This window comes from uncultured Tenacibaculum sp. (genome assembly GCF_947502995.1).
Lineage (GTDB): Bacteria > Bacteroidota > Bacteroidia > Flavobacteriales > Flavobacteriaceae > Polaribacter.
This window is the reverse complement of the sequence record NZ_CANNBW010000017.1, coordinates 20,405-32,751: the sequence shown is the minus strand read 5'-3', so window position 1 is coordinate 32,751 and position 12,347 is coordinate 20,405. Positions and strand designations below refer to the sequence as shown.

At 29.1% G+C, this 12,347-nt stretch carries 14 protein-coding genes; 7 read left to right on the top strand and 7 right to left on the bottom strand.

The genetic code is table 11. The annotated features are described in order from the left end of the window. Positions 1–78: 78 nt before the first annotated feature. From Q1A46_RS14670 to idi, 7 genes are all read right to left on the bottom strand, one after another. Complete coding sequence (locus Q1A46_RS14670) at positions 79–345, bottom strand: hypothetical protein (protein ID WP_095070874.1); 267 nt, start codon at positions 343–345, stop codon at positions 79–81. Between the two features lie 20 nt (positions 346–365). Further along, on the bottom strand, positions 366–995 hold the full coding sequence (locus Q1A46_RS14665) for a CatA-like O-acetyltransferase (protein WP_299680267.1): 630 nt from the start codon (positions 993–995) through the stop codon (positions 366–368). Then, complete coding sequence (locus tag Q1A46_RS14660; protein ID WP_299680265.1) at positions 995–1,687, bottom strand: HAD family hydrolase; 693 nt, start codon at positions 1,685–1,687, stop codon at positions 995–997. Before Q1A46_RS14660 ends, Q1A46_RS14665 begins: the two co-directional genes overlap by 1 nt. A 2-nt stretch (positions 1,688–1,689) precedes the next feature. Next, positions 1,690–2,415, bottom strand: coding sequence for a 3-deoxy-manno-octulosonate cytidylyltransferase (gene kdsB, locus Q1A46_RS14655; protein ID WP_299680263.1), 726 nt, complete (start codon positions 2,413–2,415; stop codon positions 1,690–1,692). Positions 2,416–2,623: 208 nt separating this feature from the next. Continuing rightward, positions 2,624–3,598 carry a type I phosphomannose isomerase catalytic subunit gene (locus tag Q1A46_RS14650; protein ID WP_299680260.1) on the bottom strand — a complete coding sequence of 325 codons (975 nt, stop codon included), beginning with the start codon at positions 3,596–3,598 and terminating at the stop codon, positions 2,624–2,626. An 11-nt stretch (positions 3,599–3,609) separates the two neighbouring features. After that, positions 3,610–4,023: a 6-carboxytetrahydropterin synthase gene (locus tag Q1A46_RS14645; RefSeq protein WP_299680257.1), complete on the bottom strand. Its 414-nt coding sequence runs from the start codon at positions 4,021–4,023 to the stop codon at positions 3,610–3,612. Then, complete coding sequence (idi, locus tag Q1A46_RS14640) at positions 4,024–4,551, bottom strand: isopentenyl-diphosphate Delta-isomerase (protein WP_299680254.1); 528 nt, start codon at positions 4,549–4,551, stop codon at positions 4,024–4,026. It abuts the gene before it with no gap. A gap of 102 nt (positions 4,552–4,653) precedes the next feature. Between idi and Q1A46_RS14635 the strand changes: the two genes are divergently transcribed. The 7 genes from Q1A46_RS14635 (at position 4,654) to Q1A46_RS14605 (ending at position 12,346) form a co-directional block, all read left to right on the top strand. Continuing rightward, complete coding sequence (locus Q1A46_RS14635) at positions 4,654–5,376, top strand: peptidylprolyl isomerase (protein ID WP_299680251.1); 723 nt, start codon at positions 4,654–4,656, stop codon at positions 5,374–5,376. 72 nt (positions 5,377–5,448) lie between these two features. Then, on the top strand, positions 5,449–6,933 hold the full coding sequence (locus Q1A46_RS14630) for a DUF5018 domain-containing protein (RefSeq protein ID WP_299680248.1): 1,485 nt from the start codon (positions 5,449–5,451) through the stop codon (positions 6,931–6,933). 6 nt (positions 6,934–6,939) lie between these two features. After that, positions 6,940–8,511, top strand: a complete 1,572-nt coding sequence (locus tag Q1A46_RS14625) for a kelch repeat-containing protein (RefSeq protein WP_299680245.1) — start codon at positions 6,940–6,942, stop codon at positions 8,509–8,511. Between the two features lie 91 nt (positions 8,512–8,602). Continuing rightward, the gene (locus tag Q1A46_RS14620; protein WP_299680242.1) at positions 8,603–9,166 is read left to right on the top strand and encodes a TetR/AcrR family transcriptional regulator; all 564 of its coding nucleotides are present in this window, start codon (positions 8,603–8,605) and stop codon (positions 9,164–9,166) included. A 50-nt stretch (positions 9,167–9,216) separates the two neighbouring features. Beyond that, positions 9,217–9,624, top strand: a complete 408-nt coding sequence (locus Q1A46_RS14615) for a nuclear transport factor 2 family protein (RefSeq protein ID WP_299627146.1) — start codon at positions 9,217–9,219, stop codon at positions 9,622–9,624. A gap of 10 nt (positions 9,625–9,634) precedes the next feature. Next, positions 9,635–10,603 (top strand): alpha/beta fold hydrolase, encoded by a 969-nt coding sequence (locus tag Q1A46_RS14610; RefSeq protein WP_299680239.1) that lies wholly within the window; start codon positions 9,635–9,637, stop codon positions 10,601–10,603. Between the two features lie 153 nt (positions 10,604–10,756). Continuing rightward, positions 10,757–12,346 carry a peptide chain release factor 3 gene (locus Q1A46_RS14605; RefSeq protein WP_299680237.1) on the top strand — a complete coding sequence of 530 codons (1,590 nt, stop codon included), beginning with the start codon at positions 10,757–10,759 and terminating at the stop codon, positions 12,344–12,346. Position 12,347 lies beyond the last annotated feature (1 nt).

The window sequence follows — 12,347 nt, the reverse complement described above, 5'->3', positions numbered from 1 at the left end:
TTTGTTAAAATACTACCAAAAAAAAGCTCCATTTCTTAAAGAAATAGAGCTAATTACCTAATTAATAAGTGTTTTTTCTTATAAAGCATTTACTTTATCAACTAAAGCTTTTGCTTTTTGTTCTAATTCAGAACTTATGCTTTTAAAGTGAGATCTTTTATTTTCTACATCTTTAGCATTAACCTTATCTAATAATTCATCAAAAGCAGTAATAGCTTCGTCAATTATTCCTTGAGATGTAGCAGTATCAGCTCCAGGGTTTTCTAACTCCCATAAATAACATTCTTCAATAATATCTCCTAGAGTATAATTGATATCTTTCTTTAAATTTTTAACGCTTGCCATAATTAAAATTTTTGACAAAATTAGTCGATTTTATCTAAACCATTCTGAAAATTTTCAAAAAACTTACCAACATGATATCCATCTACCAAAGCATGATTTACATTAATTGCTACAGGCATAAATAATTTATTATTAGACTTAAAAACTTTACCAAAAGATAATTGTGGAACACTATTGTCTTTGTCTCCAGAAACAGGCTCTTTATGACTTGTAAATGTAAACCAAGGTATTGCTGAACAGTGGTAACATCCTAGAGAGTATTTTGGAGGAAAGAGATTGGTCGAATTTACAATACGTTCTTTCTCTTTTAAAAAGTTATTGTGAAAAACTTCATAATCCTCGTGAAATTCAATAAATGAAAAACCAAAAGTTTTATCTTCTCTTAAAATTGTTGCCGAAGCATCTAACTTTTCGTAAATCGTAATTTTGTTTTCTTCTATTCTATATTTAAAGTTTTCTACAGAATTAAGCGCTTTAGTACACTCGTGTAAATATGTAGTAAAAAAAGATTTTTGTTTTATTTTACAAATACTATGAACATTAGTCACATCAATATTTACAACGGTTGCAAAAGTAGGATCGTTTAAAGATCTAAAATGTTCATATATCTCTTTCCTATTCCAAGTTTCAATATCTAAATATGACTTCATTATAATAAATCGATAACTTCTTTGATATTAGACAATGTTTTATATTCCGTTGTTGATTTTTGTTCTTTAGACACTGTTTCGTGCGCCCAAGTAGTATGAAAAGGTATATGAATTGCTGAAGCTCCAATTTCTATTAAAGGCAAGACATCAGATTTTAAAGAATTTCCTATCATTAATAAATCAGCAGGATTAATATCTAATCTTTGTAACATTTTTTTATAGTCAACAGGCTTTTTTTCACTCATTACCTCTACGTGGTGAAAATATTTAGAAATTCCAGATTTCTCTAGTTTACGTTGCTGATCTAACAAATCACCTTTAGTTGCTACAATTAATTTATATTTCCCTTGTAATTGCTGTAAAACCTCTTCTACTCCATCTAATAATTCTATTGGTTTTTCTAACATTTCTTTACCAATAGTAAGGATTCGATCTAAAGTTTTCTGAGGTATTTGATAGTTTGATAATTCTAAAGCACATTCTATCATAGACAGCGTAAATCCTTTTACACCATATCCATACAATTCTAAATTATCAATTTCCTTTTTAAATAACTCTTGATGAATTTTATTTTCAGTTTCATAATCATTTAAAAGAGCAGCAAATTCATTTTCTGCATCTCTAAAATAGGTTTCATTTACCCATAAGGTATCATCGGCATCAAAGGCAATTACTTTAATATCTCTATACATTTTTAGAATAACTTTTTGGCTTTTTCTAAATCCTCAGGTGTATCTATACCAATAGATTCTACTGAAGTTTCAATCATTTTTATTTTTTTCCCTACTTCTAAATAACGAATTGCTTCAATTTTTTCTGCTGCTTCTAGAGGAGTCATTGGTGTATTATAAAAATCCATCAATGCATTTTTTCTAAATGCATAAACACCTTTATGTTTGAAATAATTAACCTTTAAAGTTTGATCTCTATGATAAGGAATTACAGATCTTGAAAAATAAATTGCAAAATCATCCTGATCGGTAATTACTTTTACATTGTTAGGATTTTCTATATCTTCTGTAGCATTCATTTTTACTTTTAAAGAAGCTAAATCAATTTTTTTATTAATATCTCCTTTAAACACTTCAATTAACTTACTCAGTGAAACTTTATCTATAAAAGGTTCATCTCCTTGAACATTAATCACAATATCTACATCTAAATCTTCTACAGCTTCTGCAATTCTATCAGAACCACAATCATGTTCTTTTTTACTCATAATTACCTTTCCATCTGCGGCCTTAATTACATCATAAATAACATCTGAATCAGTTACAACATAAACTTCATCGAATAATTTAGTTTGTAATGCACTTTCATAAGTACGTAAAATAACAGGCTTACCTGCTAAGTCTTTCATCAGTTTTCCAGGGAATCGACTTGCGTTAAATCGAGCAGGAATCATTGCGATAATTTTCATAAAAAATGGTCATTAGAATAGGTCAAAGATACATATTTACATATTCTGAAAATAGCACTTTAAAAATGTTAAAAAACCAAAACTTTAACATTTATAATATGGAGTCGGTTTTGCCGCTGATAGTAATCTGACTATGTTTGAGTAAATTCTTTTGTAAGTTAATTTGGTTTGTTTGTTTAAAAAGCTCAAAACGTAGATTTTGGGCTTTTTATTTTATATATACCTCTAAAAGCTCAGATTTTTCAACTGATTTAAGGCTAAATTCTTTAAGTTTAGCAGGGACTAATAATGTTTCGCCAGCTATTAAAATTTCTTCTTGATCTTTGTACACAAAACTAACCTTACCAGATACGCACATATATATTACAAAACTATCTTTGTTTTGATGATTTATGGATAACTCTCCTTCTATCGGTAAAACATTCGTTGTAAAATATGGACATGATACGATTTCCGATGAAGAATTCAATTCTTCACTATAAGAAGTTCTATAATCTGGAATAGCAGTAAAATCAATAGCATCTAAAGCTAATTCTGTATGCAGTTCTCTGTAATTCCCTTCTGAATCTTGACGATCCCAATCATAAATACGATACGTAATATCAGAAGTTTGTTGAATTTCAGCTAATAAAACTCCAGCCCCAATAGCATGAATTCTACCTGTAGGAATAAAATAAACATCTCCTTTTTTAACCTCGTCTACATTTAAGATATCTAGAAGTGATTTATTATTTAAATGTTTTAAATATTCTTCCTTATTGCTTTCTTTTTGAAACCCTACAATTAAGTTTGCTTTTTCATCAGCTTGCATAACATACCACATTTCCGTCTTACCAAATGAATCATGGCGTTCTTTAGCTAACTTATCATTTGGATGCAATTGAATGCTTAATGGAGTTTTAGCATCTATAAACTTTATTAATAGAGGGAATTTTTCTCCAAATTGCTTAAAAACTTTATCTCCAACTAAATCTCCTTGATAAGTTTTTATTAATTCTTTTAAATCTTTTCCTTTTAAATCTCCATTAAAAACTATAGAAGTATCTCCTTTAACATCGGAGATCTCCCAACTTTCACCCAAACTTTCTGATTCAGATTCTTTGTTTAAATGTTTACCTAGTTTGTTTCCGCCCCATATCTTTTCTTTAAGAATTGGGGTAAACTTAATAAATTGATTGAGCATTTTTCACAGAATTAACTTCCTGAGTAAGTTACAAAATTTCTAGGAGTTTCATACAGTGTAATTTCCATATCTAAATCTTCAGAAATATGAGGTCGTAGTTTATTATAAATAACCACCGAAATATTTTCTGCAGTTGGATTCAAATCTTTAAACTCTTCTACCTCAACATTAAGATTCTTATGATCGAAAGCCTCCTCAACTTCTGATTTTATAATATCTTTTAATTTTCCTAAGTCGTAAACATAACCAGTTTCTTGATCTATTTCTCCTGTTAAAGAAACTATTAGTTCATAATTATGTCCATGAAAATAGGTATTACTACATTTATTAAATACCTCAAAGTTTTTCTCATCAGACCAATCTTTTCTATATAATCTATGAGCCGCATTAAAATGAGCTTTTCTGTGTACAGTTACTCTAGGCATTTATTTATTATTAAAATTAGCAATTTTGTCGTAAGACTTTTCAAAAATTATTTTAAACCAAGCCGTATAATCGTCTGGATTTTTCTCTATATCAATCTTTACATCATCTAATAACATCCATTTGAAACTTTCTACTTCTTCAGGATTAATTTCTGGTTCACCATTATAGTATCCAATCATTACATGATCTAATTCATGCTCTGTAAGACCATTATCAAAAGGAGCTTTATAAATAAAAGAAAATACCTCTTCTAACTCACAAGAAAAACCCATTTCTTCTTGCAAACGTCTTTTACCTGCACTAATATTTGTTTCTCCTTTTCTTTGATGAGAACAACAAGTATTAGTCCATAATAAAGGAGAATGATATTTGTCTTTTGCTCTTTGTTGAAGCATTAATTCATTATCATCGTTAAAAACAAAGACTGAAAAAGCTCGATGAAGTACTGCTTTTTCATGAGCTTCCATCTTAGGCATTAACCCAACTTCATTATCAAGCTCATCTACTAAAATTACATTTTCTGTCATACATTACAAATGTAATGAATTACTAGGTCTCATAAAAAAACCACGAATAAATCATTCTTATGTGAACATCGATTATATTTACACACCTAAAAATTAATTCTAATGAAGTTTTTACAATTTATATTCTTGCTATTTACCTGTTTTATCCTTTTCAATTGTAATCAAACAAAGAAAAAAGCGAAAGAAACAAAACCGAAAAAAGAAATTAAAGTTGTTGAACCAATTAAGAAAGAAATAAAGATCAAAAAGAAAGAAAAAGAGATTAGACCTAGTTGGGATACATTGAATAAGAAAAATGCTCAAGAATTTTTCAAACAATATGGTAAAGAAAATAAAGAAACTAAAGTTTTAATTAAAACTAGTTTTGGTAATATAAAACTTAGGCTCTTTAATGATACTCCAATACATAGAGCGAATTTTATTTTTTTAACAAAAATCAAATATTTCGATACCACTGTTTTTTATAGAGTTGCAAAAAATTGGGTGGTACAAGGTGGAGATTCTGAAACAACTGCTACTGCGAAATTCAGGAAAAAGTATCAACATTATAGATTAAGACCAGAATTCAGAAAAAAAAGAAGACATCGTTATGGTGCTTTAGCAGCAGCTAGAAGTATTGAAGACAATCCAAATAAACTATCAAGTCCTTTTAACTTTTATATCGTACAAAATAAAAAAGGTGCTCACCATTTAGATGATGAATTTACTGTTTTTGGTCAGTTAATTTCTGGGTATTCTACTATAAACAAAATAGCTCAAGTAAAAGTCGGTAGTGATGAATGGCCTCTTTCAGACATCCCTATGACTGTTGAAATTATTGAATAAAACACATCAAGAGTAATGAAATAGTTGTAATTTTGCGTTGAAAATTGTTTAACTCAAAATATAAATTGTTCCATGAAAAAAATAATATTTATTTTTTCGTTGTTTTTATTATTCAACTGCTCAGATGATGAACCTTTAAGAACTGAAAATTTCATTACTCTTTTCCATTTAGAAATAAATGGAAATTTAATATCTGGAGATATTAATAATGAAAACAATTCTATAACTTTTAATTTAACTGATGCAGACATAACATCATTAATTCCAAAAATTAAAATTTCCGATGGTGCTAGTATTAGCCCACAAATTAATACACCACAAAATTTCAACAACAACATTAGATATACTGTTACTGCTGAAAATGGAATTGAAAGAGAATATGTAGTAATCGTAAATAATAAAATTTTAAGTTCTGAAAACTTAGTTACACTATTCCAATTAAATATCAACAATCAAATTTATTCCGCTGATATAGAACAGCAAACTGGAAATATTACCTTAGATCTTGTAGGCGCTGAATTAAATAATTTAGTACCAAATATTAAAATTTCAGATAAGGCAACTATATTTCCTAATCCAAATATAGCTCAAGACTTCAGAACAATTGTAAATTACACAGTAACTGCCGAGAATGGAGAGCAAAAAAGTTATCAAGTTAACATTAAAAATAGACCTTTTAACACAGAAAAAAAGATAATAAATTTTAAAGTTGGTTTAAATGGAGAGAATATTGAAGCTAGATTAGATGAAGATCAGAAAACAATTTCTTTTGAAACTGGATCTTTGAATATTTCTAGATTAACTCCTGAAATTATTATTTCTGAAAATGCAAGTATTTCACCTGCTTCTGGAGAAATTGTAGATTTTACTAATCCTGTTATTTATACAGTAACAGCTGAAAATGGCGAAACTACAGAATATGAAGTTAAGATAAATAAAGCTTATGAAATTAATGCCCAAACAGCCATAGGCCCAAGAACCGGTGCTCAATTACTATTCACTAGAGGTGAATTATTTATTACCTTAAGTTTTTTAAACCCTAGTATTACAGATGCTGAAATTTTTCTTAATGACGGTGTAAACGAGACTAAATTATCTGTAGATAAATTAGAAACTTATGAAAATCAAAGAGTTTTAAATTATGTAGTAACTACCAAAATACCAGAAAACACAATAACTAGTAATAATTACAATATCGTTTATAAGTTAAATGATTTAATTGTGAAATCTGATGTAGTTATAGACGTCTTAGCAGAAAATTCTCCAAAAATTAACTCTATTAATCAAAATTCCTACAGCTTTGGTGATAATTTAATCATAACTGGTGAAAATTTAACTGACTTTATTGGTGTACGTTCTAACGGTAGTTTTTATTTATTTAATCCTGCTGGTAGTGTTGATGTAGAGCTTAACCCTGAAAAAACAGAGTACTTACTAAAGATGAATAATAGTTTCAGTCGTTCTGCATTTTTCCCTTACGATGCAGTAACTAGAAATGTTATTTTTCTTGGTCCAAATAACAGAACAGGAGATCAGGTTAGAATTAATGTAAATTAAGATACTATGAAGTTAAAACTATATCTTTTGTTAATAACATTCCTTTTAATTATTTCTTGTTCAGATGATAAAGAAATAGTACCCAACTTACCTCCAAATAATTTTATCTTGGTTAACCTCCCTAATAACTCAACAGATATAAAATTGTCTCCAACTTTATCATGGGGAAGAGCAAATGATCCTGAAGGAGAAAAAGTTACTTATAGTGTTTTATTAGATTATGAATCTGATAACCTCAATAAAATACTTATTTCAGATATTAGCGAAACTAGTTTTTCTATTACTGAAACTTTAGATTATAACCGCAAATATTATTGGCAAGTGATTGCTAAAGATGAAAGAGGCAATATAACTAAAAGTGAAGTTTACAACTTTACTACTAGGAACAATCTTCCTCCTTCAAGTTTTGTTTTAAATGAAATAAAAAATAATGAGAGCAATGTTATTTTAAAACCTAATTTTTCATGGGAAAAGTCTATTGACCCTGACAATGACAATATAACATACACTGTTCTATTAGATAAAGGAAATGAAAACCCTACAAGTGTAATTAGTAGTAATCTGACAACAAACTCATTTCAAATCATTGATGATTTGGATTTTAACACTATATATTCATGGAAAGTAATAGCATCTGACCAAAATGGTAATACTACAGAGAGCAATATATTTTCTTTTAGAACAAGAAACTTTATAGGAAAAGTAGTAACCCAAAATGCAGAATTTTCGACTAGAACTGAACATAGTGTAGTTAAATTTAATCAAAAGTTTTGGGTTATTGGCGGTTATCATGCTTCTAACAATAGTGTTAATGGTGGCTTATTGAATGATGTATGGTCTTCTTCAGATGGAGTTAATTGGAATTTAGAAGTTGCTAACAACATGAATTCATCTTTTTCTCCCAGAACTAATCACACTTCCGTAGTATTTAATAATAAAGTTTGGATTATTGGTGGTGGTGGTATCAATTCTATTTTAAATGATGTATGGTCTTCTTCAGATGGTATCAATTGGAATTTAGAAACCAACAATGCTACTTTTCCTGCTAGGCAAGGTCATACAACTGTAGTATTTAATAATAAAATTTGGATCATTGGTGGTAAAAATAACAATTCAGAATTTAATGATATTTGGTCTTCTTCCGATGGTCTTAATTGGAATTTAGAAACCAATAATGCAGCTTTTGTAGCTAGATTCGAACATACTTCTATAATATTCAAAAATAAAATTTGGGTAATCGGTGGCATAAATAGCAATCAAGGAAATGGGTTGGGTGATTTAAATGATGTGTGGTCTTCTTCTGACGGAATCAATTGGAAAATTGAAAATATAAATTCCAATTTTAGTCCTAGACACGGTCATTCTTCAACTGTATTTAAAAATAGAATGTGGGTAATTTCTGGTAGTTTAAATAATGATTTCTGGTCTAGTAAAGATGGAATTATTTGGGAAAAAGAAACTGAAATTACAAATTTTAATGGTAGAGGAAATCATGCAAATATCGTTTATGACAATAAATTATGGATTCTTGGTGGTTGGGAAGGAAGTTTATTAAATGATATATGGCATATTTATTAAAAAATAAATTAAATCTGAATTACTAATTCAGATTTAATTTATTTTTTTACCAATCGTTCGGTAATTAAATATATTTTTATATCTTTGTCCTATGAGACCACAAAAAGTATTAGATATTGAAATTTTAGCCGGATTAAGTAAAGTATTCCGTTCAAAAGGATACGAAGGTGCTAGTTTAAAAGATTTATCTGATGCAACTGGATTAAAAAAAGCAAGCTTATATCATAGATTTCCTGATGGAAAAAAAGGTATGGCTGATGCCGTTTTAAATCACATTGATAATTGGGTTGATGAAAAAGTTTTTTTTGAATTATTAAATACAGAAAAAACTCCTAAAGAAAGATTAAAAACAGGTTTAGAAGCAGTTAGAGTTTTATATAAAGGCGGAGAAGAAACTTGTATTTTTAGAGCATTATCTATGCAATCTAGCTTAGAATTATTTGAAAATCAAATTAGTGGAGGAATGAAAAAATGGATCAATACATTTGAAACATTAGGTCTTGCTTTAGGCTTCTCTCCTACTGATGCAAAAGAAAAAGCATATCAAACTTTAATTAAAGTTCAGGGTAGTTTAATCGTTACTAAAGGACTTAATGATATTACTATTTTTGAAAATACTTTAGTGCAAATAGAAAACGAATATTTAGATCAATAAAAAATTTAAATTAAAATTTTACCGAATGTTCGGTAATTAAAAATATAAACATGAAAAAACATCCATTACCTCCATTTACTTTGGAGACAGCTAAACAAAAAGTTCAAATGGCAGAAGATGCTTGGAACAGTAAAAACCCTATTAAAGTATCAGAAGCATATTCAATAGATACAGAATGGAGGAATCGTGATCAATTTATTAATGGTAGAAAAGAAGTTCAAGATTTTTTATCAAATAAATGGAATGTAGAACTTAACTATAAACTTAAAAAAGAGCTATGGGCTTTTTCTGAAAATCGCATTGCAGTGAGATTCGAATATGAATACGAAAATGAAGAAGGACAATGGTTTAGAGCATATGGTAATGAAAACTGGGAATTTGATGAAAATGGACTTATGCAAAAACGATACGCTAGTATCAACGATTTAAAAATTAAAGAAACAGATAGAAAATTATAAAACAAACAACATGAAACTTCTAAAACCTATACTCTTTTCTTTTATCATTTTGGCATTTAGTTGTCAGAAAAAAGAAATACAAAAACAAACAACAACAATACAACAAAACACAATGACACAAATTAAATACAAAAAGCAAACTGTTAATGGAATATCTATTGCTTACAGAGAAGCAGGAAATCCGAAAAATCCAACTATCGTTTTATTACATGGTTTCCCAACTTCATCACATCAATATAGAAAAGTGTTAGCGCAACTTGCAGATGAATATCATCTTATTGCTCCTGATTACCCTGGATTTGGTAATAGTGACTTCCCTCCTATTGATCAATATGAATATACTTTTGATAATATTGCTAACATTATTAATATATTCTTAGAAGAAAAAGGAATTAATTCTTATGCTATAATGATTCAAGATTATGGAGCTCCAATTGGTTTTAGGTTAGCTACTGCACATCCTGAAAGAATTACAGCTATTATAAATCAAAACGGTAATGCTTACGAAGAAGGTTTAGGTGATGCGTGGAAAGGAATTAGAGAGTTATGGGCAAATCGTAACGAAGAAACTGAAAATGCCTTATTACCTGCTTTTTCTTTAGAAGGATTAGAATGGCAATACACACATGGAACAAGAAATCCGGAAAATGTAAATCCAGATACTTGGCACTTAGATTATTTAAGATTATCTCGACCAGGTTCGCATAAAATGCATATAAATTTATTTTACGATTATCAAAATAATGTAAAACTATATCCAAAATGGCAACAATATTTAAGAGACAATCAACCTCCTCTTTTAATTGTTTGGGGTAAAAACGATGCTTTTTTTCCAGAAAGTGGTGCAGCAGCATTCAAAAAGGATGTAAAAAACATAGACTATAATATATATGATACAGGTCATTTTGCTTTGGAAGAAGATGGCGAAGAAATCATTCAAAAAATTAGAGTTTTCATGAAAAATATTCAGAAAAAATAAGCCTTCAAATTTCATTTTAGATTAGTAGAAAAGTGTGAGTCATAGTACTTGCGCTTTTCTTTTTTATAAACACTTCTTTAGTAATTGGATAAAACTCTAAACACTTGGCTCTTTTTTTAATTAGATATATCTTTACGCCCTCAATTATAGCTAATGAGTTTTTTAGAAGAAATACAAAAAAGAAGAACATTCGGAATTATATCTCACCCTGATGCGGGTAAAACAACATTAACAGAGAAACTATTACTTTTTGGTGGAGCCATTCAAGAAGCTGGTGCCGTAAAAAGTAATAAAGTTAAAAAAGGTGCTACTTCCGATTTCATGGAAATTGAACGTCAGCGTGGTATTTCTGTTGCTACTTCTGTTCTTGCTTTCAATTATAAAGAAAAGAAAATTAATATTCTTGATACTCCTGGTCACAAGGATTTTGCTGAAGATACATTTAGAACATTAACTGCTGTAGATAGTGTTATTGTTGTTATAGATGTAGCAAAAGGTGTCGAGGAACAAACTGAAAAACTAGTTGAAGTTTGTAGAATGCGTAATATCCCAATGATTGTTTTTATCAATAAGTTGGACCGTGAAGGTAAAGATGCATTTGATCTTTTAGACGAAGTTGAACAAAAATTAGGATTAAAAGTTACACCTTTAAGTTTCCCTATCGGAATGGGTTACGACTTTAAAGGAATTTATAACATTTGGGAAAAGAAAATCAATATTTTCTCTGGTGATAACAAGCAAACTATTTCTGAAGGTGTTGAATTTGATGATATAAACAATCCTAAATTAGATGAACTTGTTGGAGAAGATGCTGCTGAAACACTTCGTGAAGAATTAGAACTGGTTTATGAAGTATATCCTGACTTTGATAAAAAGGCTTATGACGATGGACAATTACAACCTGTATTCTTTGGTTCTGCTTTAAATAATTTTGGAGTTAAAGAATTATTAGATTGTTTTATTGATATTGCTCCGAATCCACAACCTAAAATGTCGGATACTCGTTTAGTAGATTCTAAAGAAAATAAATTAACAGGATTTGTTTTCAAAATTCACGCGAATATGGATCCTAAACACAGAGACCGTTTAGCTTTCGTAAAAATCGTTTCAGGAACATTCAAAAGAAATACGCCATACTTACACGTTCGTAATAACAAAAAAGTAAAGTTTTCTAGTCCGAATGCTTTCTTTGCTGAAAAGAAAGAAATTGTTGAAGAATCTTTTGCTGGTGATATTGTTGGACTTCACGATACGGGTAACTTCAAAATTGGAGATACATTAACTGAAGGAGAAAAATTAAATTTCAAAGGAATTCCGAGTTTCTCTCCAGAACATTTCCGATATGTAAACAATGCAGATCCTTTAAAGGCAAAACAATTATATAAAGGTTTAGACCAATTAATGGATGAAGGTGTTGCACAGTTATTTACTTTAGATATGAATGGACGAAGAATTATTGGTACTGTTGGTGCACTTCAGTACGAAGTAATTCAATATCGTTTAGAGCATGAATATAATGCTAAATGTACGTACGAAAATATTGCAGTACATAAAGCTTGTTGGGTAGAACCTGAAGATGAAAAGAACGAAGAATTTAAAGAATTCAAACGTGTAAAGCAACGTTATTTGGCTAAAGACAAACAAGGACAATTAGTTTTCTTAGCAGATTCTCCGTTTACAATTCAAATGACACAAAGTAAATTTCCAACAGTGAAATTACATTTTACTAGTGAATTTAATTAAT